The organism is Sphingobium sp. JAI105, assembly GCF_015752145.1.
GTDB classification, from domain to species: domain Bacteria; phylum Pseudomonadota; class Alphaproteobacteria; order Sphingomonadales; family Sphingomonadaceae; genus Sphingobium; species Sphingobium xenophagum.
In genome coordinates, this window is record NZ_JADOUC010000002.1 from 353,855 (window position 1) to 380,596 (window position 26,742).

At 64.5% G+C, this 26,742-nt stretch carries 23 protein-coding genes; 4 read left to right on the top strand and 19 right to left on the bottom strand.

All coding sequences use genetic code 11. The annotated features are described in order from the left end of the window. Nucleotides 1-59: 59 nt before the first annotated feature. Genes IWY39_RS19160 through IWY39_RS19185 form a run of 6 tightly spaced genes read right to left on the bottom strand, consistent with a single transcriptional unit; the run spans nucleotide 60 to nucleotide 7,444 of the window. Complete coding sequence (locus IWY39_RS19160; RefSeq protein ID WP_107123854.1) at nucleotides 60-1,295, bottom strand: acyl-CoA dehydrogenase family protein; 1,236 nt, start codon at nucleotides 1,293-1,295, stop codon at nucleotides 60-62. Further along, nucleotides 1,295-2,332, bottom strand: coding sequence for an acyl-CoA dehydrogenase family protein (locus tag IWY39_RS19165; RefSeq protein WP_107123853.1), 1,038 nt, complete (start codon nucleotides 2,330-2,332; stop codon nucleotides 1,295-1,297). Before IWY39_RS19165 ends, IWY39_RS19160 begins: the two co-directional genes overlap by 1 nt. Continuing rightward, on the bottom strand, nucleotides 2,329-3,492 hold the full coding sequence (locus IWY39_RS19170; RefSeq protein ID WP_107123852.1) for an acyl-CoA dehydrogenase family protein: 1,164 nt from the start codon (nucleotides 3,490-3,492) through the stop codon (nucleotides 2,329-2,331). Before IWY39_RS19170 ends, IWY39_RS19165 begins: the two co-directional genes overlap by 4 nt. Continuing rightward, on the bottom strand, nucleotides 3,489-5,624 hold the full coding sequence (locus IWY39_RS19175) for an acetate--CoA ligase family protein (RefSeq protein ID WP_181316614.1): 2,136 nt from the start codon (nucleotides 5,622-5,624) through the stop codon (nucleotides 3,489-3,491). Before IWY39_RS19175 ends, IWY39_RS19170 begins: the two co-directional genes overlap by 4 nt. Further along, nucleotides 5,621-6,670, bottom strand: coding sequence for an acyl-CoA dehydrogenase family protein (locus IWY39_RS19180; RefSeq protein WP_145169786.1), 1,050 nt, complete (start codon nucleotides 6,668-6,670; stop codon nucleotides 5,621-5,623). The genes IWY39_RS19175 and IWY39_RS19180 overlap by 4 nt, the downstream gene beginning before the upstream one ends. Before the next feature lie 3 nt (nucleotides 6,671-6,673). Continuing rightward, a complete protein-coding gene (locus tag IWY39_RS19185) occupies nucleotides 6,674-7,444 on the bottom strand; it encodes an SDR family NAD(P)-dependent oxidoreductase (protein ID WP_107124046.1) in 771 nt (256 codons plus the stop codon). 169 nt (nucleotides 7,445-7,613) lie between these two features. Here IWY39_RS19185 and IWY39_RS19190 point away from each other — a divergent pair, with 169 nt between their 5' ends. Further along, on the top strand, nucleotides 7,614-8,423 hold the full coding sequence (locus IWY39_RS19190) for an enoyl-CoA hydratase/isomerase family protein (protein WP_107123850.1): 810 nt from the start codon (nucleotides 7,614-7,616) through the stop codon (nucleotides 8,421-8,423). Nucleotides 8,424-8,526: 103 nt separating this feature from the next. Here IWY39_RS19190 and IWY39_RS19195 read toward each other — a convergent pair whose 3' ends face one another. From IWY39_RS19195 to IWY39_RS19225, 7 genes are all read right to left on the bottom strand, one after another. Further along, on the bottom strand, nucleotides 8,527-9,537 hold the full coding sequence (locus tag IWY39_RS19195) for an aldo/keto reductase (protein ID WP_196871682.1): 1,011 nt from the start codon (nucleotides 9,535-9,537) through the stop codon (nucleotides 8,527-8,529). A gap of 81 nt (nucleotides 9,538-9,618) precedes the next feature. After that, nucleotides 9,619-10,959: an MFS transporter gene (locus tag IWY39_RS19200; RefSeq protein WP_107123849.1), complete on the bottom strand. Its 1,341-nt coding sequence runs from the start codon at nucleotides 10,957-10,959 to the stop codon at nucleotides 9,619-9,621. A 227-nt stretch (nucleotides 10,960-11,186) separates the two neighbouring features. Further along, complete coding sequence (locus IWY39_RS19205; RefSeq protein ID WP_186443240.1) at nucleotides 11,187-11,885, bottom strand: TetR/AcrR family transcriptional regulator; 699 nt, start codon at nucleotides 11,883-11,885, stop codon at nucleotides 11,187-11,189. A 78-nt stretch (nucleotides 11,886-11,963) separates the two neighbouring features. Further along, a complete protein-coding gene (locus tag IWY39_RS19210; RefSeq protein WP_145169784.1) occupies nucleotides 11,964-12,287 on the bottom strand; it encodes a DUF4286 family protein in 324 nt (107 codons plus the stop codon). Between the two features lie 32 nt (nucleotides 12,288-12,319). After that, nucleotides 12,320-13,441 carry an acyl-CoA dehydrogenase family protein gene (locus IWY39_RS19215; RefSeq protein WP_107123846.1) on the bottom strand — a complete coding sequence of 374 codons (1,122 nt, stop codon included), beginning with the start codon at nucleotides 13,439-13,441 and terminating at the stop codon, nucleotides 12,320-12,322. A 3-nt stretch (nucleotides 13,442-13,444) separates the two neighbouring features. Further along, nucleotides 13,445-14,632, bottom strand: coding sequence for an acyl-CoA dehydrogenase family protein (locus IWY39_RS19220; protein WP_107123845.1), 1,188 nt, complete (start codon nucleotides 14,630-14,632; stop codon nucleotides 13,445-13,447). A gap of 11 nt (nucleotides 14,633-14,643) precedes the next feature. Beyond that, nucleotides 14,644-15,822, bottom strand: a complete 1,179-nt coding sequence (locus IWY39_RS19225; protein ID WP_107124045.1) for an acetyl-CoA C-acyltransferase — start codon at nucleotides 15,820-15,822, stop codon at nucleotides 14,644-14,646. 172 nt (nucleotides 15,823-15,994) lie between these two features. Here IWY39_RS19225 and IWY39_RS19230 point away from each other — a divergent pair, with 172 nt between their 5' ends. Together IWY39_RS19230 and IWY39_RS19235 are read left to right on the top strand one after the other, a co-directional pair. Further along, complete coding sequence (locus IWY39_RS19230; protein ID WP_107123844.1) at nucleotides 15,995-16,366, top strand: Zn-ribbon domain-containing OB-fold protein; 372 nt, start codon at nucleotides 15,995-15,997, stop codon at nucleotides 16,364-16,366. Then, entirely contained in the window at nucleotides 16,363-17,520 is a 1,158-nt protein-coding gene (locus IWY39_RS19235; RefSeq protein WP_107123843.1) for a thiolase, read from the top strand. Before IWY39_RS19230 ends, IWY39_RS19235 begins: the two co-directional genes overlap by 4 nt. Before the next feature lie 12 nt (nucleotides 17,521-17,532). Here IWY39_RS19235 and IWY39_RS19240 read toward each other — a convergent pair whose 3' ends face one another. From IWY39_RS19240 to IWY39_RS19260, 5 genes are all read right to left on the bottom strand, one after another. Further along, nucleotides 17,533-18,285, bottom strand: coding sequence for an enoyl-CoA hydratase/isomerase family protein (locus IWY39_RS19240; RefSeq protein WP_107123842.1), 753 nt, complete (start codon nucleotides 18,283-18,285; stop codon nucleotides 17,533-17,535). A gap of 2 nt (nucleotides 18,286-18,287) precedes the next feature. After that, entirely contained in the window at nucleotides 18,288-19,061 is a 774-nt protein-coding gene (locus IWY39_RS19245; protein WP_107123841.1) for an enoyl-CoA hydratase/isomerase family protein, read from the bottom strand. Beyond that, on the bottom strand, nucleotides 19,058-20,239 hold the full coding sequence (locus tag IWY39_RS19250) for an acyl-CoA dehydrogenase family protein (protein ID WP_107123840.1): 1,182 nt from the start codon (nucleotides 20,237-20,239) through the stop codon (nucleotides 19,058-19,060). Before IWY39_RS19250 ends, IWY39_RS19245 begins: the two co-directional genes overlap by 4 nt. 31 nt (nucleotides 20,240-20,270) lie before the next feature. Beyond that, nucleotides 20,271-22,544, bottom strand: coding sequence for an acyl-CoA dehydrogenase family protein (locus IWY39_RS19255; protein ID WP_107123839.1), 2,274 nt, complete (start codon nucleotides 22,542-22,544; stop codon nucleotides 20,271-20,273). 150 nt (nucleotides 22,545-22,694) lie between these two features. After that, nucleotides 22,695-23,876 carry a DUF1214 domain-containing protein gene (locus IWY39_RS19260; RefSeq protein WP_107123838.1) on the bottom strand — a complete coding sequence of 394 codons (1,182 nt, stop codon included), beginning with the start codon at nucleotides 23,874-23,876 and terminating at the stop codon, nucleotides 22,695-22,697. A 341-nt stretch (nucleotides 23,877-24,217) separates the two neighbouring features. Between IWY39_RS19260 and IWY39_RS19265 the strand changes: the two genes are divergently transcribed. Then, entirely contained in the window at nucleotides 24,218-25,894 is a 1,677-nt protein-coding gene (locus tag IWY39_RS19265; RefSeq protein ID WP_107123837.1) for an MFS transporter, read from the top strand. Between the two features lie 26 nt (nucleotides 25,895-25,920). On the opposite strand, the gene IWY39_RS19270 is transcribed toward IWY39_RS19265, so the two are convergent. After that, a complete protein-coding gene (locus IWY39_RS19270) occupies nucleotides 25,921-26,721 on the bottom strand; it encodes an SDR family NAD(P)-dependent oxidoreductase (RefSeq protein WP_107123836.1) in 801 nt (266 codons plus the stop codon). Nucleotides 26,722-26,742: the final 21 nt, after the last annotated feature.

Sequence of the window (26,742 nt, forward strand, 5' to 3'; positions counted from 1 at the left end):
CATGTTCTCGACGGAGAAGCTAAGATATCCACATTTGTATTGTCAATGAATCGAAGCCGTCAGCGCGGCAGGCCCAATATCCGTTCGGCCAGCATGTTCTTGAGCACTTCATTGGTGCCGCCCGAAATCGTCCAGCTATAGCTCGACAGATAATCGTCGAACTTGTTGGTCGTATGCTTGCCAGCCCCCATCACCTTGGGCTGCCAGACTTGTCCCGCCATCCCTTCACGCGCGAGCATGAAGGATGAATAATCGTGGAGCAGTTCGGAATAGAGCAGCTTCACATAGGTCGGCGTCGGCGATCCGGCGACGTACGGATTGTCGATCAGCTCCTGGGCCATGCCGCGCACGATCGCGCGGACCGACACAGTGCGGGCATAAAGCCGCATGAAGTCGCGGCGCAATGCGCTGTCGTTCCACCAGTCGAGCGCGCCTGCTTTGGCTTCGCGCAGCTTGGAGTCGACTTCATAGCCCATCCGCTCGGCGAGATCAATGATGATCAAGCCGCGCTCGGCCGACAGTGTCGACTGCGCAATCTTCCAGCCTTCATTCTCCTGACCGATCAGATTTTCGGCGGGAATTTCGACATCGTCCAGGAAGACTTCGCAAAATTCCGCTTCGCCATTGATCTGCTTGATCGGACGGCGTGTCACGCCGGGCGAATTCAGATCCATCAGGAAAAAGCTGATCCCCGCCTGCTTCTTGGGCGCATTGGGATCAGTGCGGGCAAGTAGCAGATAGTGATTGGCGTGCAGGCCGAAAGAGGACCAGACTTTTTGCCCGTTGACGACATAGACGGTGGAGCCGTCGGGCTTCACCTTCTTTTCCGCGCGGGCGCGGAGCGAGGCGAGATCGGACCCCGCGCCCGGCTCGGAAAAGCCCTGGCACCAGATTTCGCCACGCTCGCGCACGCCAGTCAGATAGCGGTCGCGCTGTTCCTGCGTGCCGTAGGAAAAGAGCGTCGCGGGCAGATGGAACAGCGAGATGGTGAACAGGGTCGGGCGTGGCGCGTCGGCACGCGCCAGTTCCTCGTTCAGGATCACCGCATAGCGCATCGGCAATTCTTCGCCGCCCCACGCCTTTGGCCAGTGCGCGGTGGCGAGGCCGACTTTCATCAGTTCCTCGAACCACCAGCGCTGGAACGCGACATACTCGTCCTCGCTGGCGCCGGTCAGCTTGGTCAGCCAGTCGGCCGGCAAAGTAGCCGCCAGCCAGGCGCGCACTTCGGCGCGGAAAGCGTCGGGATCGTCCAGCTTGGCGAGCGGCGCGAACGCCTGGTTCTTCACCTCGTCCATCACACGGCCTCCGTCAGGCACATGGCCGACATATCGAGCAATTGCTCCGCACTGCCGAACAGCATCTGGTTCAATCGCGCGCGTTTCAGGAAGATGTGGCAATCCTGTTCCCAGGTGTAGCCGATGCCGCCATGCAGCTGCACCGCATCGTCGGCGATAGCGGCATAGGCGTCCGCCGCCATGACCTTGGCCAGTGCGGCAAGGCCCGGCGCCTTGGGATCATCCTGCCCGACATGGACCGCCTCGCGCACAATGCCTGCGGCCTGCTCCAGCCGCAATTTATGATTGGCGACGCGATGCTTGAGCGCCTGGAAAGAGCCGATCGGCTGGCCGAACTGGGTGCGGACCTTCATATATTCGACCGTCCGTTCCAGGATCGATGCCGCCCCACCGATGCTGTCGCTGGCGATGCCGAGCCAGGCATGGCGGTCCAGCATGTCGGGGTTCACGGCAATGGGCGTCGCAGCGACGCCCGCGAACGCCAACGTCGCAAGCGTCCGCGTCCGATCGACCGCGCCCACCTGCGTCACGGTCAGCCCAGGCGCATCGGCCACAACCAATGCCGCACCGCCCGGCATCGAAATCAGGAAAAGTCCGGCCTGCACCCCGTCAGGCACCACATGCAGCGTCCCGGACAACTTTCCTTCGTCCAGCATGACGTTGAAGCCGTGCGCCCAAGCGGCGTGCACTTCGCCCGCCAGCAGGCGGCCGAGCCATGCCTCCTGGACCTTCGCATCGCCCGATGCGGCAATCGCTTCGGCGACGACCATGGTCGGCAACATGGGCAGCGTGGCGGGCGCTCGGCCCAGTTCCTCATAAAGCACGCAGAGTCCAGCCAGGCCGAGACCCAGGCCGCCCTGCTCTTCTCCCACGCCTAGAGCATACCAGCCCAAACTGGCGGCGGTCCGCACAAGCGCCACGTCGAGGGCAGCGCCGCTATCATACAGCTTGTGCACATGATCCGATGGCGCTTCGGCGTCCATCACCTCACGGATCGAAAGCTGCAGCTCCCTCGGATCGATCGCCTCGTCGCTCATCGCAGTCCCAATGTCCTTGCCGTGATGCCGCGCAATATCTCGCGCGTGCCGCCATAGATGGAGAAAGATGGCGAATGCAGCATGACGACCGACAGCGCGTCGATATAGCGTGACATCAGATCCGCGTTATCGCCCGTCTCGCCGCGCACCGCTTCCACCTCGATCAGGTCGCGCGCGAGATAGGGGATCGATTGCTCGAACACCGAACCCATGTCCTTCACCACGGACGCCTCGGCCGTGACGTCGTCGCCGCTCGCCAGCATCGCCGCGAGCGAAAAGGACATGGCGCGCAGCGTGGACAGCGTCGCGGCGAGACGGCCGATCACGATCTTGGCCCGGTCGGACGGATTGTCGCCCAGCACGCGGACCAGTTCGCGCAGCAGAATATAAGCGGTCAGGAAGCGCTCCGGCCCCGACCGTTCATAACCCAGTTCGCTGGTGACCTGATGCCAGCCATCGCCCTGCTCGCCCAGCAGCGCGTCGGCCGGCAGGATGGCGTCCTCGAAAAAGACTTCGTTGAAATTCTCCTCGCCGGCCATGTTCATGATCGGGCGAACCGTGATGCCCGGCCCCTTCAGGTCGACCAGAAACTGGCTCATCCCCGCGTGGCGGCTTTCCTCCTCGCTGGTGCGCGCCAGCATGATCATATAGTCGCGCTTGTGGGCGTAGGTGGTCCAGATCTTCTGACCATTGACCTTCCAGCCATTCTCCACCCGTTCGGCGCGGGTCTTGATGCCGGCAAGGTCGGAACCGGCATTGGGTTCGGACATGCCAATGCAGAAGAAGATTTCGCCCGCCACCATACGCGGGATCAGCGTGCGCTTCTGTTCCTCGGTGCCGTAACGCATCAACATCGGGCCGGATTGGCGATCGCCGGTCCAGTGCGCACCGATCGGCGCGCCAGCCGCCAGCAATTCCTCGATCACGGTATAGCGTTCCAGCAGGGAACGGTTATGGCCGCCATATTCCTTGGGCCAAGTCATGCCGATCCAGCCCTGCGCACCGATCTTGCGGCTGAAATCGCGGTCGAAACTGTGCCAGCTGCGCGCCTGCTCGGCGACCGAGATTGCGGGCATTTCCCTGGCGAGGAATTCGCGAACCTCAAGCCGCAGCGCATCGAGCGCGGGCGAACGATCCTGCAATGCGAAGCGATAGCTCATTCCGCTGCCTCCAGCGCGTGATCGGTGGTCGCCTCAGCGCGGATCAGCAGCGCGTCGGCGATGGTGAGCCCGCTGCCGTCGGCGTGCAGGATCACCGGGTTGATTTCCATCTCGCCAATCTCCGGCACCGCGACCGCGAGCCGCGATACGTCCGACACCAGCTTCGCCAGCGCATCAACCGCCAGCGCGGGACGACCGCGATAGCCGTGCAACAGCGGCGCGGACTTCAGCTCGTCCAGCATCGCCCGTGCCTTTTCCGGCGATACCGGGCCAAGGCCGTAGGCGACATCCTTATAAAGCTCGATCGCAACCCCGCCGAAGCCCACCATCATGACCGGGCCGAAGCTGTCGTCGCGCACCATGCCGACGATGATCTCGGTGCCGGACGGTGCCATCGTTTGCACCAGCACGCCATCGACCGCTCCGGGCGCATGGCGTTCGCCCACGGCGGCCAGCGCGTCATACGCCTCGCGCACCGCCGCCGCATCCTTGAGGTTGAGGCGGAGTCCACCGACTTCGGTCTTGTGCTGGATGCGCGGGCTCTGGATCTTCATGACGACCGGATAGCCCAGCGACTCCGCCGCCTTTTCGGCTTCGTCAGCGCTGTTCACCAGCATTTCGGGCGCGGTGTCGATGCCGGCAGCCTTCAGGATCGCCTTCACCTCATATTCGCACAGGCTCTCGCGCGCTCCGGTAACTGCCGCTGCAACGCCGGGCGGCACCGCGACAGGCGGCGTCATGCTCCGTTCGGGCACCGGCTGCGCCAGCAAGCCAAGCGCGATCGCACCTGAGTTCACGTCATTGGTCAGCGGCAGATTGCACGCGATCATGCCCTCGCGCCAGGCTTCGGAAATCACGGTGTAGGAATAGACGAACACCGGCACCCCGATCTTCGCCACCACCTTAGCCAGACTGTCCTGATCGAGCGTCACGAAACTTGCCGCTGCCGACAGGACAAGAACGATGGAATCGACTTCCCCCGACGCCGCAAGCGTTTCGAGCGCGGCCTGGACCCCGCCATTGCGCGCGCCGGATGCGGTGACGTCGATCGGGTTGATCGCAGATCCATATGAGGGCAACAGCTTGCCTAGTTCCGCGCGCGTGCCCTCGCTCGGCATCGGAAGGTCAAGGCCCGCGCGTTCCAGCGCATCGGCCGCCCATGCGCCCGCGCCGCCGGACACGGTGACCACACCCACACGATTGCCTTTGGGCCGTCCGCCGGTGACGAGCAGACTGGCCATCATCATCGCTTCGCTCAGGTACAGCGCTTCGATGATGCCATATTCGGCGAACAGCGCGCGATAGGCGGCATGATTGCCCGCGACCGACGCGGTATGCGACGCGGTCGCGCGGCCCCCGGCGTCGGACTGGCCGACCTTGATCGCGATAATCGGTTTACCCTTGTCGGCAGCCTTGGCCGCCGCCTTGCGGAAGCCTTGCGCGTCGCGGATCGCTTCGCAGAACAGCAGGATCACCGAAGTATCGTCGTCTTCGACGAGGTAATCGAGATAGTCGGCGATCGACAGGTCCGCCTCATTCCCGCTGGCGATCACATGGCTGAACGGAATGCCCAGCCGCCGACCGTGGCTGTAGAGCGCGAAACCGACGCCGCCCGAATTGGCGATGATGCCTACGCGACCGCTGTTGAATTCCGCAACTTTTTCGCTCGCTTTTTCGACGGTCGGGCTGAAGGTCGCGGCGCAGGGCGCGATCGCGTTATAGATGCCGACCGTATTGGGGCCGACGATGCGCATTCCGGTTTCGCGCGCGATTTCACCCATGCGCGCCTGTGCCTTCGCGCCCTCGCCGCCGGCCTCTTCGGCGAAACCGGAGGTGATGACGATGGCGTTACGCACGCCAGCAGCGGCGCAGCGCTCCAGTTCCGACAGCACCATGTCCGCGCCGATCGCGATCAGCGCGATATCGACCGGCTCACCCACCGCGTCGATTGACGGAAAAGCCGGCAGTCCGGACACTTCGGCGCGCTTGGGGTTGATGGGAATGATGCGGCCGGTATAGCCCGAGTTACGCAGGAAGGCGAGCAGACGGCCGTTGATCTTCGACAGATCCTCCGACGCACCGATTACCGCGACGCTCTGCGGCCAGATGAGGGAATGCAGTGGGTGGGTCATATAGTCTCGCCTACGAAGGTCCAAAGCGCGTCCGCGCCGCCCGCGATTGCATCCTCGCCAAGCCGGTAGGCCCAATGCGCCTCCGATCCCTGCTCGTCGCGCCACGCCCATAAGCGCCGCGTGAAATGATGCAGGATATGCTCATGGGTGAAGCCCATCGCGCCATGCACCTGATGCGCGATGCGCACCCCGTCATTGCTGCCTTCGCCGACGCGCACCTTTGCGATGGCAGCCAGCTTGCCGCCGTCTTCATCCTCGACAAGCGCGATGGCGCGCTCCACGGCCATGACCGACGCGGCGGTATGATTGGCGAGGATCGCGATCTGCTGCTGGATCGCCTGGAATTTGCCGATCGGCTTGCCGAACTGCACCCGGTCCTTGGCATAAGTGACGGTCAGTTCGAGGATGCGCTCCAGCGCGCCCGCCATCATCGCCGCGCGCAGCCCGGCCGCCATCGCGCGGATGCGGGCGACGGGCAACGGAAGCGGCGCGGAGGCGAGGATGGAGACAGCATCGAAGCGCAGTTGATCGCGCGGCTCACCGGCCAGATTCTGTCCGGCTTCGACTGACTTGCTTGCCGGCAGCAGGACGAGGCGCGCCTCTCCCTCCTCTTCTGCGATCGCCAGCACGGCATCGGCGTAGCGGCCCCAGGGCACATTTTTCAAAAGCCCGGTCGCCGCCAGGTCAGCGCCTTTCGCGGACAGACCGATCGACTGGGGCACGAAGGTAAGCACGCCTTCCGGCATGGCAAGCCCGGCGGTAGACAGCAGCCAGCCCGCGAGCAGACATTCCGCCAGCGGCAAGGGCACGCCATGAAAGCCAAGCGGCCGCAACAGCGCGCCGGCATCGCGCAGCGAACCAAGGCCGCCCGCTTCCTCCGGCAAAGCGGCGGCGGTCAGGCCCAGTGACACGACCTCTTCCCAGAAATCACGGGGGAAACCGGCGGCCTCGGCTTCCTCCAGCATCTTCTGGGTCACCCGTTCGGCGAAAAGGCCGTTGGCGGTGTCCACCACTGCCTGGCGGATATCGGCGCGATCGTCGGTCATCGATCAGCTCGCCATGAACGCGCCGCCGCTGACCGACAGATGCTGGCCCGAAATATAGGAGGCAGCGTCGGACAGCAGGAAGGCGATCGGGGGGGCGACTTCTTCGGCCGAACCGAAACGGCCCAGCGGGATTTTCGCCAGCGACTTGTCACGGAACTTGTCAGAGCGGATCACCTCCGTCATCGGCGTTTCGACGACGCCGAACGCGACGGTGTTGACGCGGATGCCATAGCGCGCCCATTCCTGCGCCGCCGACATCGTCATGCCCAGCGTGCCCGCCTTGGCCGTGCCGTAATTGATCTGGCCGATCGTACCGCGCCGTCCGGCGTCGGACGAGATGTTCACGATCGCGCCGCCGATCTGGTCCTTTTCATATTGCGCGACCATCTGCGCGCCGACCGCCTGGATGCAGTGGAACGAGCCGGTCAGATGCACGTCGATGACCTGCTGCCATTGTTCGATCGTCATCTTGAGCGCCATCGCGGTGCGGGTGATGCCGGCATTGTTGACGAGGCCGTCGATGCGGCCAAACTTCGCCACCGCAGCCGCGACCAGCTCGTCCACCTTGGCGCGGTCGGTCACGCTGCCCGCCACGCCCACAGCGCGATCGGCGCCGATCTGGTCGACATACTCGCGCAGCGGCTCTTCTTGAAGATCGAGCAGCGCGACCTGCGCGCCGAGGTCCAGGCAGAGATCGGATACGGCCCGGCCGATGCCCTGGCTCGCGCCGGTGATAACGATGGTGCGGCCGGTCAGATCGAGGAGGTTTTTCATGTAGCGCATACCTTGACGATGGCGAGGTTCGAAGGAAGCGCCTATCATCTCCAGCCTGCCAGACAATCCTGCGGCGCACCTCATCACGCTTGTGAAGGATCGGCGACGCGCCATGCAACGGGCCGGGAAAGCCCCTATTCGGCGGACTTGAGAATCAGGGAGTCATATCATGAGTCAGGCGCGCAGCGATCATGTCATCGTCGAGATTGTCGACGGGATCGGTCATATCCGCCTAAACCGGCCCGACGCGCGCAACGCGCTCTCGCCCGAGATGAAGGATTTGCTGACCCGCACCACGCTGGAATTTGAGCGCGACCCGCAAGTGCGCGCGGTGCTGATCAGCGCCGTCGGCGACGACTTCATGGTGGGCGCCGATCTCAAGCGCTTCAAGGCCGAGCTTGACCATGACCAGGCCGAACATGCGCTGCTGTTCGAGCAGCGCGTGGTCAAGTTCAATCATTATTTCAACCTGTTGCACCGTATGCCCAAACCCGTGATCCTCGCCGCGCAGGGGCATACGGTCGGAGTCGGCTTCTGCATGGCGTCGGTAGTCGATTTCGTGATCGCCGCCGACGACGTCAAATTCATGCTCGCCTATCGGCACATCGCATTGTCGCCTGACGCCGGCATCACCTGGGCGCTGCCCCGATTGGTGGGCGAACGGCGCGCCAAGGAAATCGTGATGTTCGGGGAAACCATCGACGCGCAGAAGGCGCTCGACTGGGGTATCGCCAACTGGGTCGTGCCCAAGGCCGAATTGCAGGAGCGCGCCCTGGCGATCGCGGCCCGGCTGGCGCGCGGGCCGACGATGGCGCTGGCGCGGGGCAAGAAGCTGGTCGGCGAGGCGTTTGACACCGGCTGGGACGCGCAGCTCAATCGCGAGGCGGAATATATCTCCGAATGCGTCGGCAGCGCCGATCATCTGGAAGGCGTCACTGCGTTCCTCGAAAAGCGCAAGCCCGCCTTCAAGGGCCGCTGACCATTGGTGTGATTTCGAGCCAGATGTTATCATCTGGCGGTTCGGAAATGACGGCCAATAAGGGAAGCTGGAGGCGTTCGGTTCGATTTTAACTGGATAGCTTCTAGTAAGGCGATCCGGCTCGCGCGGGCGCGTAGGGTGAAGCAGGCGCCGTCACCCCGTTGACGGTACAGCCGTTCTGCCGGGCGACGAGCGCCGTTCTGGCATAGCTTGACACGAAGATATCGGCCGGCGCCGACAGCGCGTCCAGCCGCGCCAGATGCTCCTGCGGGATCGTCACGTCGAGCGCAACGAAATTGGACTCCAGTTGCGCGCGCGACGACGCGCCCATCAGAACGGAGGTGACGCCCTGACGCGCCATCACCCAAGCGATGGCGATGGCGGCGCTGGTCGTGCCCAGATCCGCCGCGACCTCCCCGACCAGCGCGGCGACGCTACTTTCCCGCTCACCGATCGCCATGCCGAACTTGCGCGCACGGCCTTGGGCGGACGCGGCGGGATCGGCATATTTGCCCGACAATATGCCCGCCTTCAACGTGCTCCACGGCATCACACCAATGCCCAGTTCGCGCGCCATCGGCAGCAATTCATGCTCCACGCTGCGCTCCAGCAGCGAATATTCAAATTGCAGCGCGACGACCGGCGCCCAGCCGCGCAATTCCGCCAGCGTCTGCGCCCGCGCGGTGCGCCAGGCGGGCGCGTCCGAAAAGCCGACATAGCGTATCTTGCCTGCCCGCACGAGGTCGTCCAGCGCGCGAAGCGTTTCCTCGATCGGCGTGAACGGATCGGGCTGATGCATCCAGTAGAGATCGATATAGTCGGTCCCCAGCCGCCGCAGCGATTGCTCGCAAGCGCGGACCAGCGTCTTGGCGCTCGCCCCGCCGGCATTGGGATCGCCCGCCGCCATGCACATGCCGCCCTTGGTCGACAGGACGAGACGATCGCGCCGACCGGGCCGTTCGCGCAGATAATCGCCGATGATCGCTTCGGAATGGCCCAGCGTGTATCCATCGGCGGTGTCGACGATATTGCCGCCACGATCGATATAGCAGTCGAGCATCTCGCGCGATTCTGCGACGCTTGCGCCCCAGCCCCAGTCTTCGCCGAACGTCATCGCACCCAGCGTCAACGGGCTTACTTCAACCCCGATCGCCCCATCGTGACATAATCGTCGAGCGCCATCGTCAAGCTTCCCTTATTGCATGGACGGCGTGTTCATCTGCGCCGTGCGGCGCAGCGCCCCCCGGCCGCCCAGCAGCGCCACGGCCGACAGGATCGTGCCAAGGCCGATCGTGATCGCCATAGACGCCCCCAGCCGGCTTTCGTCGGCGAAGTAGAAATTGTTGATCAGGCCGACCAGCATCGGCCCCAGCGCAACGCCGATCAGATTGCTCACCAGCAGGAAAATCGCCGAGATGCGGCCGCGCAGATGAGGCGGGGTCGCGAGCGAGATAGCGGTGGCCAGCGGGCTGAACCCGAAACAGAGGAAGACGATGGTGGCGCCGATCCATAAGGTTAGACTGCTATCGCCGAAGAGCGCCAGATAAGCGCCGCCCAACATGCCGAGCGCGACTCCGCCGAACACGATGAAAGGGGCATCGGTCCAGCCTTTGCTGAACAGACGATCGGTCGCCATGCCCGTTCCGATCTGGCCCAGCGGCACGGCGATCAGCGCAAACAGGGCGATGCGGGGACCGACTATCTGCATCGGCATGTCGTGCAGCCGGTTGAGATAGGTCGGCAGCCAACTCAGCCAGGCATAGGCGCCCATGCACAGGAAGCCGTAGCCCAAGAACAGGCAGGTGAGGAACAGCGCTCTCGTCTTCACAAACTGACGAAAGCCGATGCCGTGCGCCGATGCGGTGTCGGAGGATGCACGGACGGGCGCCGGATCGGCGATGGTCAGGGCCAGCGGCGCGGCCAGCAAAGCCGGAATCGCGACGCAGATGAACACCAGTTGCCATGCAGCGAAATGCATCCCCATCAGGGTCATGCCGCCACCTGGAATGTTCGCGAGGATCAGGCCCCCCAGGCCAAAGGCGACCGCATTGCCGAACGTCGCGCCTGTCCCGAAAACAGCGAGGACAAGACCAGTGCGGCGGGGCGGAAAGACACTGGGTAGGATCGCATAGGCCGCCGGCGACAGGATCGCTTCGCCTGCACCCAGCATCGCGCGGGCGACGATCAGGTGGATGAAGCGCTGGGCAAAGCCACAGAATAAAGTCGCCGTCCCCCATAGCAGGACGCAGCCCACGATGAAGGGCCGGCGCGGAAAGCGATCCACGATATAGCCGAGCGGGAGCCCCATCAGGCAGAAGAAGAGCGCGAAGGCAGGCCCATGGAGCAGTCCGATCTCGAAATCGGACAGATGCAGATCGCGCTTCAACGAAGGGATCAACAGCGAGATAATGCCCCGGTCGAGCATCGACACGAGATAGAGCAAGGTCAGGACGATCAGTGTCCAGTTAGCCTTGCCGGGTGATACCGGTGACACTACGGCGGGCGACCGATCCACGGCGGATGGCGCGACGGTCACGAACGACGTGCCCTGCCGATCGACACCGGACAGGATTGCCGCAAGGCGCGCGTGCGATCATGCCCACGCCGCGTCTTTTCCCTCATGTCGCATCCTTCTGAACCGTCTGGAAGGCGGCGAACATCGCGACGAAACTATCGGCGGTCAATTCGACGATAGACCGGAACCAAGGACATTACATGTCTGATGATGACAGCCGGATAACGTGGAGACGCGCTGATGAGCGATCAGGCGGACGATTTGGCCCCCCGGCCTCGCCCTGATGGCGGTGCGGCGGGCGCGGGCGGTTCGTGCGACCCGGGCCGATAGCCTTCGACGAAGGCGCCGCGCGACAAAATGTCCACGAAACTTTGACTGAACCGCTTCGCCTGCTCCCGCCTTTCCGCGGGACTCTTGCCCAGCGATACCGCCAGGATCGAGGCAAACCACATCGACAAGGTCATGACCGCAGCATGATCAGGGTCGATTCCGTCCTTCAACGCGCCGCGCCGCGCCAATATCTTGAACCATTCCCGCGCTTCCGTGATCAGCGGATTGTCGCCGTTTTCATCGCCCAGCAGCGCGAGCACACGGGTGCGCACCAGGTCCGGGCTGTCGACGGCCAGCCCCGCGACCAAGCCATAAGGATCCTGGAACATGCCCGCATGGCCGTCGGCGAGCTTGGCGAGTTGCTCGTCTAGATGCTCCTCCGCCGCCTTGATCAACAGCTCACGGGTCGGAAAATGCTGATAGACGGTGCGCCGGGTCCGCTTTGCGCGTTCCGCTACGGAGGTGACCGTGACAGCAGCCAGTCCGTTTTCCGACCAGAGCGAAACTGCGGCCTCCAGCAACTGCTCTCCGGTCCGCTTCGAATTGGAGCGCCGCTTTACCGGGCGTGTCGTCGGCGTTTCCAAAAGTTTCTCCGCACTGACGGCGGAACTGGGCAATTTTGCTTTCGTTACGGCCGCTTCGGGAAGAGCATAGTCGGCACGACACAGAACCGCAATTGGCGCGGCCCTTGTGGTTCAGCCTTTATATTGTGCCACGCGCTCACTGATCGCGCGTGCCATCAAGACTTTTACACCCGCCCGATCGATCGCCGGCGACATGTCCATGCCGGGCACCCGCGCGGCCAGACTGGCACGCGCTTGCGCGGCCGATTCCGCCTCGATCTCATAAAGAGCGAGATATTTATGCGGCCCTTCGTCCATTATCTCGAAGCGCTGCGCCGCCTGATAGCCCGGCACCGTCAGCACTTCCGGCAGATGCACGGCATCATACCAGCGATTATATTCCGCCTCGTGCCCTTCGACGGCATTGGACAGGACCACGAGAACGAAACGGGCCATCGCTTTTCCTCCGGTTCAGGACTTCACGGGCGTCACGACAAGGGCGGAAGACCGCCTGCCTCGGCGATACGGTCGATATGATGGTCGGCATCGCCGAACAGCGCGTCGATCGCCGCGAGCCGCTTGAACAAATGGCCGACCTTATGCTCGGCGGTAAAGCCGATCGCGCCGTGTAACTGGATCGCATTCTGGCCCACCAGACGCCCCGCCCGCCCTGCCTGCGCCTTGGCCGCCGCTATATGGAGCGTACCGCCGCCCGACGGGTCATCGCAGGCAAGCGCGGCATGGATCGCAGCCGATCGCGACAATTCGACCTGCACGTACATGTCGACCATGCGATGCTGAAGCGCCTGGAAACTTGCCAGCGCGACGCCGAACTGCTCGCGCGTCTTCAGATAGTCGCCGGTCAGCCGGAGTGTTTCGGTCATGGCGCCGACCGCCTCGGCCGTCAGGACTGCGATCGCATCGTCCAGCACCGCCGCTAGGACGCGCCGCCCCTCATCCGCCGCGCCTAGCGCCTCGGCAGGCGCATCCTCGAACCGGATCGTCGAGACGGGAACGCCGTCATAGCCGCGCACGGTTTCGCGACTGACGCCCGGACTGTCGACATCGACCAGAAACAGGCCGGTTTCGTCCCCCACGCGCGCGCTGACGACCAGCTCATGCGCCGATCCGCCATGCAGCACGGCGATTTTTTCGCCGGTGATGCGATAGCCCTCGCCGTGCGCCACCGCGAGCGCGCGCGCATCGCGCGTATGGCGCAGGCCCTGCGGCTCGACATGGGCCAGCACCATGATCCGTTCGCCGGCGATGATCGCGCCGATCCGCGCTTCCTTCTGCTCCGCCGTGCCGGCACGGCGCAAGGCTCCGCCCGCCAGTACCACGGTCGCCAGCCAGGGTTCGAGCAGCAGGCCGCGCCCGAACGCCTCGGCAATGATCATCCGCTCGATACCGCCGCCGCCAAAGCCGCCATCCGCTTCGGCAAAACCCACGCCCAGCAATCCGAGTTCGGCCAGCGCGCACCACACGTCCGCGCTCCACCCCTCGCCTTGCGCCAATATCGCTTCGCGCTGCGCAAAGTCGTAACGATCGGCGACGAACCGGTCGACGGTTTCGCCCAGCAGGCGCTGTTCCTCGCTAAAGTCAAAATCCATGTGTCATAGCCCCAGCACGGTCTTGGCGATGATATTCTTCTGGATCTCGTTCGCGCCGCCATAAATGGAGACGGCCCGCTTCGAGAAATAAAAGGGCGCGGCCGACGCGCGCCAGCCATCCTCGCGCCCGTCCCAATGATCGCCCTTGCCATAATCGGGCGGCACTGCGAGACCGGCGGGGCCAGCCAGTTCGAGCAGCAATTCGGTGGCGCGCTGCTGGATTTCGCTCCCGCGTATCTTCAGCAGCGATGCCGCGCCGTCACCGTCCAGCGCATTGGCCACCACGCGCATCTGCGTCAGTTCAAGCGCGCGCAAGTCGACCTCCAACTCGGCGAGCTTGCGCGACAGACGCGCGCTTTCCGCCGGGGTCAGCATTTCCTTCGCGGTCAGGTCTGCCGCGACCGCCCGCAATTGCAGCAGTCTTTCCTTGGAAAGCCCGACCCGCGCGATGCCGGTCCGCTCATTGCCCAGCAGATATTTGGCATAGGTCCAGCCCTTGCCTTCCTCGCCGATGCGGTTCGCGACCGGCACGCGCACATCGTCGAAAAACACTTCGTTCAGATCGTGCACGCCGTCGATCGAGCGGATCGGGCGGATGGTGATCCCCGGCGTCGTCATGTCCAGCAGCAGGAAGCTGATGCCATGCTGTTTCTTGACAGTCGGATCGGTGCGCGCGAGCAGGAACATCCAGTCGGCATATTGCGCCAGTGTGGTCCAGATCTTCTGCCCGTTGATCACATAGTCGTCGCCGTCGCGCACCGCCGCCGTGCGCAGGCCGGCGAGGTCCGATCCCGATCCGGGCTCCGAAAAGCCCTGGCACCACCAGATGTCGAGATTGGCGGTGGGCCTGAGGAACGTCTCCTTCTGCGCGTCCGACCCGAAGCGGCAGAGGATCGGCCCGATCATGTTGACGTTGAAGGGCAGCCATTCCGGCGCATGGGCCAGCGCCATCTCCTCCTGGAATATATAACGCTGCGCCGGGCTCCAGCCGGTGCCGCCATATTCGACCGGCCAGTTGATCGTCGCCCACCCCTGCGCGTTCAAGATGCGCTGCCAGCGAATATAATCATCGCGGGTCAGGCGCCCGCGATCGATCATCTTCGCGCGCAGGTCGGCGGGCAGAGCCTTGGCAAAAAAGCCGCGCACCTCGGCGCGAAACGCCAATTCGTCGTGCGTGAAACCCAGATCCATGCCGTCTTCCTTCAGGGCAGTTCGAACAATGCGGCCGCGCCCAGGCCGCCGCCGATGCACATCGTCACGACCACGCGCTTGGCGCCGCGCCGCGCACCTTCGATCAGCGCATGGCCGGTCAGCCGCGCCCCCGACATGCCATAGGGATGCCCGACCGAAATCGCCCCGCCATCGACATTGAGGCGATCATGCGGCAGCCCCAGCGCGTCTCGGCAATAGAGCACCTGGCTCGCGAACGCCTCATTCAGTTCCCACAGATCGACGTCGCCGACCCCCAGCCCCAGCCGATGGAGCAGACGTGGCACGGCGAGCACAGGGCCGATGCCCATCTCGTCGGGCGGGCAGCCCACGATCTCAATGCCACGATATAGCCCCAGGATCGGCAGGCCGCGCCGGCTTGCTTCATCCGCATCCATGACGACGCATACGCTCGCGCCGTCAGAAAACTGGCTGGCATTGCCGGCGGTCACGAAGCCGTCGGGACGGATCGGCTTGAGCTTCGCCAGATCGTCATAAGTGGTGCCGGGGCGATTGCCCTCGTCCCGCGACAGGGTCACTTCCTCATGCCCGGTCACTTCGCCAGCCTTGTCGACGATCGCCTTGACTGCCGTGATCGGCACGATTTCGGCATCGAACCGGCCTTCTGCCTGCGCGGCGGCGGTGCGCCGCTGGCTTTCGGCCGAATAGGCGTCCTGCTCCTCGCGGCTGATGCCATAACGGCGCGCAACATTGTCCGCCGTGTCGATCATCTGCATGTAAATGTCAGGCCGGTGGGCTGCGAGCCATTCATCCTCATAATGCAGCATGTTGCGCGTGCGTTCGACCAGTGAGATCGACTCCAGACCGCCGGCGACCATGATGCCGCCTTCGCCGCCACGGATGCGCTGGGCGGCGAAGGCAATTGTCTGCAATCCGGACGCACATTTGCGGTCCAGCGACACGCCCGGCACGCTATCGGGCAGGCCGGCGCGCAGCAGCGCCTGACGCGCGATATTATTGCCGGTCGCGCCCTCCAGCCGCGCCGCGCCGATCAGCACGTCGCTCACTTCGTGCGGATCGATCCCGGCGCGGTCGATCGCCGCGCGGATGACATGCCCGCCCAGTGTCGCGCCATGAACATTGTTCAGCGCGCCGCGAAACGCCTTTCCCATCGGCGTGCGGGCGGTGGAGACGATTGCGGCTTCGGGCATGATGTCCTCTTCAAATCTGCGCAGCAGACCTACCATCAGTCTCAAGGCATCACATCCCGTGCCATTCCCCCGCAGCGACTTGATCATATGCGTGAAGGATTGGGCCGGCGGGCTGCCGCTCCGCCTCGGAAGGTTATATGCACGCTGACGCACTACATCGAGAAGAACTGACATGGCCGACGCCGGACTACGCCCCTTGGAAGAATGGCGGGCCTATCTTGATGAAGGCCGGTTCATGATCCAGCGCAGCCGCTCGACCGGCGCGTATGTCTTCTACCCGCGCGTGGCCGCACCGGGCACGGGCGCGACCGATCTGGAATGGGTGGAAGCAAGCGGCGAGGCCATCGTCTATGCGACCACCGTCGTGCGCAAGAAAGCGCCCGATCCCAGCTACAGCGTCGTGCTGGTCGAGCTGGTCGAAGGTCCGCGGATGATGAGCGAAATCGTGGATATGGCACCGGAAAAGGTAGGTATCGGCATGGCCGTCAAGGCGCGTATCGACCGGCAGGGAAGCGAGCCGCGGCTCGTCTTCGTCGCGGCATGAGCGGGCACGGCTTTCCGCGCGGCAAGGCCGCGATCGTCGGCGCCAGCACTTATGGCCTCGGACGTTGCCCCGGCGTGTCGGCGGTGGACATGGCGGCGCGCGCGTCGCTGATGGCTCTCGCCGATGCCGGGCTTTCGCTTAGCGACGTCGATGCTATCTACACCTCGGCACCCTATGAAGCGCTGGGCGGACTGGAACTGGCCGAATATCTTGGCCTTCAACCCAAGGTGACCGATTGCAACCGTACCGGCGGATCGGCCTTTGAAATTTATGTTCAGCAGGCCGCGCTGGCGCTGGAGGCGGGGCTGATCGACTGCGCGCTGATCGCTTATGGCGCCAATCCGGCCAGCAATCCGCCGGGCGCGGTCGGCATGTCACGCCTCAGTCCCTGGGAGGCGGCTTATCGGCCGATCGTCCCGGCATCGTCTTATGCGCTGGCGGCGAGCCGTCACATGCATCTCTACGGCACCACCCGCCGCCAGCTGGCGGAAGTCGCGGTGGCGGCCCGGCGCTGGGCGCAGCTCAATCCCGAAGCCGCCATGCGCGATCCGCTGACGATCGAGGATGTGTTGTCGGCGCGGATGCTGTCCGATCCGCTCAGCGTGCGCGATTGCTGTCTGTTCAATGACGGCGCCGCCGCCGTGGTGATGGTGCGCGCCGATCGTGCGCGCGATTGCGCCAAAGCGCCGATCGCCGTGCTGGGCGCGGCATCGGTCGCGACGCATCGCGAAATCAATGCAATGCCCGACCTGACCGTGACCGGTGCAGCGATCAGCGGCCCGCAAGCCTTCGCGCAGGCGGGCATAAGCGTCGCAGACGTGGATGTCGCGATGCTCTACGATGCGTTCACGATCACGCCGATCCTGTTCCTCGAGGATCTGGGCTTCAGCCCCAAGGGTGAAGGCGGGCGCTTTGTCGAGGACGGCGCGATCGCGCCCGGCGGGCGGCTCGCGGTCAACACCAATGGCGGCGGCCTGTCCTGCGTCCATCCCGGCATGTACGGCCTGTTCCTGCTGGTCGAAGCGACGCGGCAGTTGCGCGGCGAGGCTGGCGACCGCCAGATCGCGGACGCACAGATCGCGCTGGCGCATGGCAATGGCGGAGTTTTGTCCAGCCAGGCTACGGTCGTGCTGGGGACGTCCGCTACACTCTGAAGGCAGCGGCGCTCAGCTTTTGCCGAGCGCCGCATCCACTTTCTCGCCAAAGCGCGCGCTTTGCAGCAGCGCGATCTGTCGATCGACCGCCGCGGTCAAATGGCTCTCTATCCCCGCGCGCAGGTCGCCGCGATACAGCGCGGCATAGCCCTCCAGCGCGGGTCGCCCCATCGCGCTCAGCTTTTCGATGCGGGCGAGCGCCCGCGCCCGCGCGCCTTCCTCGCCCGCCACTTCGCCCAGCCCGAGCCGCGCCGCCGCCTCGCCATAAATGCGCTCCTGCTCTTCCAGCAGCCGCCACAACAGGCCCGGCGCGGTCAGCCGCAACAGCCATTCGCCGCCCGTGCCGGGGATCAGGCCGACGCGGCCCCAGCCCTGCATACACCAGCCCCTGGGTCCGAAGAACCGGCTATCACATGCCAGCGCGATGTCCAGGCCCATCCCCACCGCCGCGCCGTCGATCGCTGCGACGGTCGGCACCGGGATGTCGATGATCGAGCGGATCATGCCCTGATACGCGCTATAGACGACCGTGCGCCGTTCTTCGGGCGACATGTCGATGCGCGACTTGGCGCCGCGAATATTGCCGCCCGCGCAAAATGCGCCTTCGCCGGTGATCACGACTCCCAGCACTGACGGATCATCGGCGATGCCAGCAAGCGCGGCGCTCAGTTCCCGGCATTCATCCGGCCCCATCGCGTTGCGCTGTTCGGGCCAGTCGAGGATCGCGACCGCCGCCGCTCCATGCCGTTCCGTCCGTACACCCATGATCAATATCCCTTGAATTGCGGCTTGCGCTTTTCGCGGAAGGCGCTCGTGCCCTCCTTGAAATCCTCAGTGAAACGCAATTGCGGCGCGATCATCGTCTCCAGCTCCAGAAAATCGGCGAGCGAGGGGCCGAGCGCCTGATGCAGCAGATGCTTGGTCATGCCGAGCGCAAAGGTCGGGCCGGCAGCCAGTCTCTGCGCCAGCGCCGCGACATGATCGGCTAGCGCGTCATCATCGACCAGATCGCTAGCGAGCCCAAGATCGAAGGCTTCCTGCGCCCCTACCATCCGACCGGAGAAAAGCAGCGACTTCGCCCGCAACAGCCCCAGATGCCGCACCAGCATATAGGCCGCGCCGCAATCGGGGACGAGGCTGATATTCGCCTGCGTGAAGGCGAAGCGCGCCGAGCGGGCGACCACGATCTGATCGCAGACCAGCGCGATCGCCCAGCCAAGGCCGATGGCGGGACCGCCGACCGAGGCGACGACCGGCTTTTCCATTTCCCAGATCGCGCGCGCCAGCCGCAGGCCGCCGCGCCGCATCCGCTGCCGCGAGGACGCTATGGTTTCGCCGGAAAATTGTCCGAGATCGGCGCCAGAGCAGAAATTGCCCTGCGTCCCCTCGATCACCAGCACGCGCACGGCGTCATCGACCGCAGCCGCCTCGACATACTCGACCATCGCGACGCGCATATCGGCGTCCAGCGCGCCCTTCCGCTCCGGCCGGTCGATCACCATCCGCGCTATGCCATCGGCAACGTTATAATGGATGCTCATGCTGCACTCCCTTGCCGGACCGTCTTGGACAGCGGACCGATTTCCGCACGGGCGATAAAAATGCGCAGCATCTCGTCCGCCCCCTCCAATATGCGCGCGACGCGCAAGTCGCGATACCAGCCTTCCAGCGGGACTTCGCGCGACATGCCCATCGCGCCCATGATCTGCATCATGCGATCGACCGTATTGGCTGCCGCCGCCACTGCTTTCAGCTTGGCGATGTTCGCGGCGGTGCGCGCGTCGCGGCCCTCATCATGCTGCCAGGCGGCGTCCCATGTCAGCCAGCGCGCGGCGTTGATCTCGGCCCGGCTCTCGGCGATGGCGAACTGCGTCGCTTGCCGAGTGGCGAGCACCGATCCGCCAATCTGCCGCTCCCTTGCCCATTCGGTGCCGATCCGCAGCGCTTCTTCGGCGACGCCAACCGCGCGAGCGGCATAGAGCAGCCGCGCGCGCAGCACCCATTTGCCGGCAAAGGCGAGGCCCCCGCCTTCTGCGCCGATCAGATTCTCCGCCGGGATACGGCAGTCATCAAACCGGATTTCGGTCGGCCAGTGATCGCGCAGCACTGGCAATTCGCGCGTCACCTCCATGCCCGGCGTCCCGGCATCGACGATAAACGCGCTGATGCCGTTGTCCGTCCGCGCATAGACCACGCCATATCGGGCGTACTGGCCATGCGTGATCCACATCTTGGTGCCGTTCAGCACCCAGTTGTCGCCATCGCGCAACGCCGTGGTGCGGATCGCGTTGGCCGGGTCGCTGCCGCCGGTCGCCTCGGCTATGGCGGTGAAACCATAATGGCCCTGTTCGATCGACGGGCGAACATAGCGCTCGATCTGTTCAGGCGAGGCGGAATACATCACGATTGGCGGCGGATGGCCGAACACGCCGCCGCCCGGCTGCGGGAAGCAGAAGCGATGTTTGCTCGCCTGCTCCATCGCTACCACGAAAGCGAAGCTGGACAGGCCGCCGCCGCCATATTCCTCGGGCGCGTCGAAGCACCAATAGCCCGCCTCCCGCGCCTTGCGCTGCAAGGGCTGCAAAACATCGTGCGGAATGGCGCGCGCGTCGGGCGGTAGCGCCGTTTCGACCGGACGTATCTCCTCCGCCACGAAGCGTGCCACCGCGTCGCTCAGCATCGCAAGATCATCGGGCAATGCGAAGCCGGCGAAAGTCATGCAACCCTCCTACTAAAACCCAGAGACCAGCTTATCCTTCGCTGGCGACGACGGCGCCCGTTTCCACGAAGCGGCGGCGATGTGCGCTGGCGTCGCCCAGCCATGCGGCCAGCGTCATCACGCGCTTGAGATACAGGCCGACATCATGCTCGTCGGTGAAGCCGATCGCGCCATGAAGCTGGATCGCCTCGCGCGCGATCCGGCTGGCCGCGCCGCTTGCGCGCCCCTTGGCCCTGAGCGCACCCATCTCAAGCTCGCCTTCGGACGCGAGGCGCAGGCCGTAGCCATACGTCCCCAGTGTGATTTCCTTTTGAATATAGAGATCGACGATCTTGTGCTGGAGCGCCTGGAACGCGCCGATCGGCGTGTCGAACTGCTTGCGCACCTTCATATAGTCGACCGTCATATCGACCAGCTGCTCGCTGAGGCCGATCAGTCCGGCCGATACGACCAGTCGGGTCTCATCGATCGCGGTCTCGATCGCCCGCGCCGCGACATCCCCATGCGCCACGGAGCTTTCGGGAGGAACACCGTCCAATGCGAGAACGCCTACCGGGCTTTCATCGGCGCGCCAGCGGGCCGTCAGCGTGACCCCTGTGGCACCGGCGGGAATGACATAGAGGCCAAGGCCGCAATCGCCGCGCGCCGGGACAAGGAAATGCGTCGCGGCCATACCGCCAGCGACCATGTCGCATGTCCCCGTCAGGCGGCCATCGACCATCCGGACATCGGGCAACGCCCCGTCGAAACCCAGCGCCAGCGCGGGCCGGACCTCGCCGTCGACCATGCCAGCCAGCAAAGCATCGCGCGCTTCTCCGTCGGCCTGGACCAGCGCCCGCGCGCCCAGCACCGCGATCGGCAGCAGAGGTTCGCTCATGAAGCCTTTTTCAAGGGCACGGATCACCGCGCCCATCTCTTCCAGGCCAAGGCCGATGCCACCATCCGCTTCGGGCACCAATATCGCAAACCAGCCGAGTTCGGCGATGGTTTGCAGCAGCCCGGCATCATGGCCCGGCAGGCTGCGCCGCAATCCGCGCGTCCGCGCCATGTCGCCCATGTCGGCCACGATGCGGTCGGCCGCGTTCTGAAGTTCGGCCGCCATGCTGTCCCCGCTGGGCGCAGGCGTCGCTGTGCTGGGACGGGGCGCGGCATCGGGCGTGTCGGGCAGGCCAAGGACATTCTTGGCCAGGATGTTGCGGTGAATCTGCGCGGTGCCGCCGTAGATCATCGGCGCGCGCGCCGAAAGGAAGCTCTTGAACAGGTCCGGCGAACCTTCGCCCAGCGCCGCCGGGCCGAACGTCGCGCCGCGCTCGCCGGCAATTTCCATCATCAGGTCGGTGACGCGGGCATAGCTTTCGGAATTGATGACCTTGAGCGTCGACACCTCGAAGCCAAAGCTGTGACCCTGCTTCACTTCCTGCGCCAGCGCCTCGAAAGCGGCCGCGATATCCTCAATGTCCAGCTTCACCTCGGCGACCCGGTCGAGAATGACGGGATCATTATCCTTTCCGGTCAGGCGCAGCATCTCGACCAGCTGACGCAGCGCGCTGCGCCCGAAATGGGGCGATCCGGCGAAGATGCGCTCAAAGCCCAGCAGCGACTTGGCGACGGTCCAGCCGCGGTTCATGCCGCCTACGAGATTGGCCACCGGCGCGCGGACATCGTCGAGGAACACTTCGCCGAATTCCGCATCATGCTTGATGGTGTGGATCGGCTTCACTGTCACGCCGTGCTGCGCCATATCGACCAGGATGAAGCTCAGTCCTTTCTGCTTCGACACAGTCTTGTCAGTCCGCGCGAGCACGTAAATCTGGTTCGCATCGAGCGCGCCCGACGTCCAGATCTTCTGTCCGTTGATCACGAACTCATCGCCCTCGATCACCGCCTCAGTCCGCACGCCGGCAAGGTCGGAACCTGCGCCGGGTTCGGAGAAGCCCTGACACCATAAATGCTCGCCCGACAGGATCTTGGGCAGATATTCTGCAATCTGTTCCGGCGTGCCATTGGCCAGCAGCGCCGGCCCGACGTTCAGCGGCCCCTGCTGCATCACCGTCGGCACGCCGCGCGCGTTCCATTCCTCAAGATAGATCATGTGCTTGGACGGCTTGAGCGCCATGCCGCCATGTTCGACCGGCCAACTGGGCGCGAGCCAGCCATGCTCGGCCATCTTATGATACCAGATGCCGGCTTCCGACCAGCGCGGCTGATCCTCGCGATGGCGCAGACTGGCCGGGCAATGAGTTTCGATGAAGTCGATGGCAGCGCGGCGAAATTCATCGTCCGACATCGCGTTCCAGTCACGCATCCGGTGCACATCCCTTTGTCAGCATCCGGCGCGAGAATGATGGGCACCAGACAGTTATGAATGCACTAAGACTGAGCGGTCTGGCGCGGCAAGCGTAGCGTGCGCAATGAACATATGCCTGATATGCGCATTGCGCGCGCCGGCCCCATGCTACCAGCGGCGGCGCATTTGGAGGCCGATATTTCGCTTGCGGAGCGCCGCTTCGCGTTCGGCCGCCGACACATGGGGCGTATCGGCGGGCAGATGCTGTCTTACCTCATCCAGCTTCACCTTCTTGATGGTTGGCAGGGGATAATCGCTGGCGCCATGCCAGCGACCCACCAGCATCCCGCGCCGATAGCCGTTGGTGTCGAGCCAGTTCGGTACGCCCGGATCTTCCAGCGCCACGACCATGCGGAAGCGGCCATCGGCATCCAGACGCGCCTGATGCGCGTTGAGGCTGCTCTGCCGGTAGCCGAACTCGATCTGCTGCCACAGTGTATCGTTAAGCTGCACGTTCCAATATTTGCAGGTTTCCGGCAGGTCGGTCTCGATCACCAGCGCTTCGCCGGGCGCGATATCATAAAGGCAGCGATAATATTTTTGCGGCCATTGCGGGCTGTTGCCAAGATCCTCGAAGCCGGTCAGTTCCATCACGTTCCAGCCGATGGCATCCAGCACCTTGTTCTGATGATCGAGGCAGATGCGGCTGAAGCGCTTGACGAACCCGCCCAGCACGGCATCCAATTTCTCCTCGATCTGCGCGATGCTGAGGCGGGGCTTGGCCGCCGGCCGGTCGAGCCGTTCGATCGCGAAGCGGGCCTCTTCCTCCACGCCCCAGTCATAGGCGAACTGGCGGATCAGGATATTGCCGGCCTGCGGGTCGAGATAGCACCAGTCCCCGGTCCAGTTCTTGGGCCGTTCACCGCTGAAAATCACCTCGAACGCACCATCCTCGCCCAGCGTCAGTCCATCGACATCGTAATTATGCAGGCTGCCCTTGGGTTCGTGCGTGCCGAACATCCCTCGGCCGGTGGCAAGGCCGATCACCTTGTTGCCGCCGCGCTTGCCGGTAATGCGATAGATGCCCGACCCTTCGACGGGTGCGATGTGATAGACCGCATCGGGATTGGGCTGGAGAATGAAGATCGAATTTTCGAACGGCATCCAGTCGGGATGTTCGGGCGTCGATTGGAAGTACCAGATATAGGCCTGCGCGATATTCATCACAAATTGCCGGTAAAGTTCGGCACGCACCTGTTCGCTGTCCGGATCGAAGGTCTTGGCGACCAGTTCGGCGGCGGGCTTCAGCAGATCGACATAATGGTCCCACGATTTGAGCAATTGGGTCATTAACATATTCCTCTCATAAGTGCGGCGTCATCGGGTGGCGCAACGCGCGCGTTCGGGGGCTGCCGTCGCAAAGCACAGAGAAAAGTCATCCGTTTTGCAGGCGCGCGCGTCCAGTTGTCCTGCCCGCACGTCACCGACGCACTGCGTCGTGATCTTTGATGATAAGGCCGGCGGCTCGCGTGCCAATCCAAAGCGGCTTCCGCCGAACATTATCACATCCGTGTATTTGCGCATCCCAGACGGCAGCGGAACATCTATCCGACAGCTTGTCGCCGCATGACGCCGTTGCCTTTTCCCTCATGGGCAGCGACAGAAGAATGGGGCAACGGGGAAGCAGCAGGATGCGACAGGACGAAGACCAGGCCGGGAGCGCGGCACGCTTCACCCTGCTCGAACCCTTGCGTGAGCGGACCTATCGCACAATCTGGATCACCAGCGTCATTTCCAATTTTGGCCAGCTGATCCAGGGGGTCGGCGCGGCCTGGCTGATGACGAAATTGTCGTCCTCCGCCCAAATGGTCGCGCTGGTACAGACCGCGCTGATGCTGCCGCTGATGCTGGTGGCGCTTCCCGCCGGGGCGATCGCCGACATGTTCGATCGCCGCAAGATCGCGCTGACCGGACTCTTCTTCGCCTGCGTGATGGCGGCTTGCCTGACCGCGCTCGCCTGGGCCGACCTGGTTAGCCCGTGGATATTGCTCGCTTTCTGCTTCCTGATCGGCAGCGGTGTCGCGTTGTACAGCCCCGCCTGGCAGGCATCGGTGGGCGAACAGGTGCGCCGGGAGCATCTGCCCGCCGCGGTCGCGCTTGGCACCATCAGTTATAATGTCGCGCGCAGCTTCGGGCCGGCGGTCGGCGGCGTCGTGGTCGCCGCGCTGGGCGCGGTCGCAGCCTTCGCCGCCAATGCGCTTTTCTACCTCCCTCTCATCATCGCATTTTTGCGCTGGGATCGTAAACATGCGCCATCCCGCCTGCCGCCCGAACGGATCGACCGGGCGATCGTGTCGGGCGTGCGCTATGCCTTTCATTCGCCGCCAATCCGCACTGTGCTGATCCGCACTTTGGTGACCGGGCTGGCGGGCGCATCGGTCGCGGCGCTGACGCCGTTGGTCGCCAAGCAGCTGCTCCACGGCACCGCGAGCACCTACGGCCTGCTGCTCGGCGCTTATGGCGTGGGCGCCGTGATCGGGGCGATGATGCTCGACGCGGTGCGCACGCGCCTTGCCCCCGAACAGGCAGCGCGAATGCTCGCCATCATCACCGGCGCGATGATCGTGATCACTGGCAGCAGCGACAATATCGTGCTGAGTTTTGCGGCGTTGCTGATCGCGGGCGCGGCGTGGATGGTGCTGATCGCGCAATTCAACGTCGCGGTACAGCTCGCCGCGCCGCGCTGGGTGACCGCGCGGGCGCTCGCCTGCTATGGTTCCGCAATAACTGGCGGTATCGCGATCGGTGCATGGTTGTGGGGGGCGGCGGCAGGGCAATGGGGCGTCGGACCCACCATGATGCTGTCGGGCGCCGTGCTGGCGGCGACGCCGCTCCTAGGCCTTTTCCTGCGCTTGCCTATCGATGTTCCGACGGGCCTTGAAGAAAGCGAGCTTGCGCATCAGCCGCTGGTCAACCTGGCGCTGACGCCCCGGAGCGGCCCGATCATCATCGAGCTGGAATATCGCGTGGCAGTGGAACAAGCGCGCGACTATTATGTCGCGATGCAGCGGCTGCGCAGCGCCCGGCTGCGCAGCGGCGCCTTTGGCTGGACCCTGTCGCGCGACATTGCCGATCCGCAGCTATGGACCGAACATTATAGCTGTCCCACCTGGGGCGATTATCTGCGCCAGCGCGACCGCATGACTCAGGCCGATCGCGAATTGCAGGGGGCCGCCGATGCCTTCCACATCGGCAGCCTCGACAATCGCGTGAGACGGCGTCTGGAGCGCCCTACCGGATCGGTACGCTGGCGCGCCGATACCCCGGATCGTCACGACGAAAATCTGGGCGGCCTGTACCACCCGTGAAACCCCGAAGATCGCGGCTGCGATCTTCAGGCCGCAACCGGACGAGGAATCATCGCGTCGACGTCCGCACCGACGGTCATGCCGCCATCGACCGCGATCTCCGCGCCCGTCACATATGAGGATTCGTCGCTGGCCAGGAAGAGGCTGACATAAGCGACTTCGGACGGATCGCTCGCGCGGGCAATCGGCTGGCGGTTCACGCGATGGGCAAAGCGTTCGCTGCGGCCCAGCGCCTCGATCGACAGGCCGCCGGGATTGGCCATCGGCGTGTTGGTCAGGCCCGGATGCACCGAATTGACGCGGATGCCCATCGCGCCCAATTCGATCGCGCACGCCTTTGTCAGGCCCCGGATCGCCCATTTGCTCGCGCAATAAGAGGCCATGCCCGCCGTACCCCACAGACCTTCGGTCGAAGAGATATTGACGATTGATCCCCGGCCCCGTGCCGCCATCGTCGCCATCACGGCCTGAATGCCCAGGAACGGCCCTACGGCATTGACCGCAAGGCAGTGTTCCAGACCGGCCTTATTCTCCTGCGCGATTGCCACCGACCGGGCGATTGCGGCATTGTTGACCAGCACATCCACGCCACCAAAGCGGGCCGAGGCCTCCGCCACCCCCCGCGCCCAGTCTTCTTCCGAAGTAACATCCAGCTTGACGAACAGGACGTCGCCTTCGCTCGCTTCGGCGGCCGCCCGCCCCTTGTCTTCCTGAACGTCGGCCAGCACGACCTGCGCCCCTTCCCGCGCGAACAGCCGCACGGTCGCCAGACCCATGCCCTGCGCGCCGCCTGTTACGATCGCCGCTTTCCCGCTTAGCCGTCCCATCCGCTCTCTCCTGTCACATGT

Bases quoted from the DNA above. Each gene is read 5' to 3' on its own strand.
- IWY39_RS19235 (WP_107123843.1), top strand. From the start codon at position 16,363: ATGAGCGGGCACGGCTTTCCGCGCGGCAAGGCCGCGATCGTCGGCGCC.
- IWY39_RS19180 (WP_145169786.1), bottom strand. From the start codon at position 6,670: ATGACCGACGATCGCGCCGATATCCGCCAGGCAGTGGTGGACACCGCC.
- IWY39_RS19230 (WP_107123844.1), top strand. From the start codon at position 15,995: ATGGCCGACGCCGGACTACGCCCCTTGGAAGAATGGCGGGCCTATCTT.
- IWY39_RS19265 (WP_107123837.1), top strand. From the start codon at position 24,218: ATGCGACAGGACGAAGACCAGGCCGGGAGCGCGGCACGCTTCACCCTG.
- IWY39_RS19245 (WP_107123841.1), bottom strand. From the start codon at position 19,061: ATGAGCATCCATTATAACGTTGCCGATGGCATAGCGCGGATGGTGATC.
- IWY39_RS19260 (WP_107123838.1), bottom strand. From the start codon at position 23,876: ATGACCCAATTGCTCAAATCGTGGGACCATTATGTCGATCTGCTGAAG.
- IWY39_RS19195 (WP_196871682.1), bottom strand. From the start codon at position 9,537: ATGACGTTCGGCGAAGACTGGGGCTGGGGCGCAAGCGTCGCAGAATCG.
- IWY39_RS19250 (WP_107123840.1), bottom strand. From the start codon at position 20,239: ATGACTTTCGCCGGCTTCGCATTGCCCGATGATCTTGCGATGCTGAGC.
- IWY39_RS19255 (WP_107123839.1), bottom strand. From the start codon at position 22,544: ATGCGTGACTGGAACGCGATGTCGGACGATGAATTTCGCCGCGCTGCC.
- IWY39_RS19190 (WP_107123850.1), top strand. From the start codon at position 7,614: ATGAGTCAGGCGCGCAGCGATCATGTCATCGTCGAGATTGTCGACGGG.
- IWY39_RS19225 (WP_107124045.1), bottom strand. From the start codon at position 15,822: ATGCCCGAAGCCGCAATCGTCTCCACCGCCCGCACGCCGATGGGAAAG.
- IWY39_RS19220 (WP_107123845.1), bottom strand. From the start codon at position 14,632: ATGGATCTGGGTTTCACGCACGACGAATTGGCGTTTCGCGCCGAGGTG.
- IWY39_RS19215 (WP_107123846.1), bottom strand. From the start codon at position 13,441: ATGGATTTTGACTTTAGCGAGGAACAGCGCCTGCTGGGCGAAACCGTC.
- IWY39_RS19240 (WP_107123842.1), bottom strand. From the start codon at position 18,285: ATGGGTGTACGGACGGAACGGCATGGAGCGGCGGCGGTCGCGATCCTC.
- IWY39_RS19175 (WP_181316614.1), bottom strand. From the start codon at position 5,624: ATGACCCACCCACTGCATTCCCTCATCTGGCCGCAGAGCGTCGCGGTA.
- IWY39_RS19160 (WP_107123854.1), bottom strand. From the start codon at position 1,295: ATGGACGAGGTGAAGAACCAGGCGTTCGCGCCGCTCGCCAAGCTGGAC.
- IWY39_RS19210 (WP_145169784.1), bottom strand. From the start codon at position 12,287: ATGGCCCGTTTCGTTCTCGTGGTCCTGTCCAATGCCGTCGAAGGGCAC.
- IWY39_RS19165 (WP_107123853.1), bottom strand. From the start codon at position 2,332: ATGAGCGACGAGGCGATCGATCCGAGGGAGCTGCAGCTTTCGATCCGT.
- IWY39_RS19270 (WP_107123836.1), bottom strand. From the start codon at position 26,721: ATGGGACGGCTAAGCGGGAAAGCGGCGATCGTAACAGGCGGCGCGCAG.
- IWY39_RS19170 (WP_107123852.1), bottom strand. From the start codon at position 3,492: ATGAGCTATCGCTTCGCATTGCAGGATCGTTCGCCCGCGCTCGATGCG.
- IWY39_RS19185 (WP_107124046.1), bottom strand. From the start codon at position 7,444: ATGAAAAACCTCCTCGATCTGACCGGCCGCACCATCGTTATCACCGGC.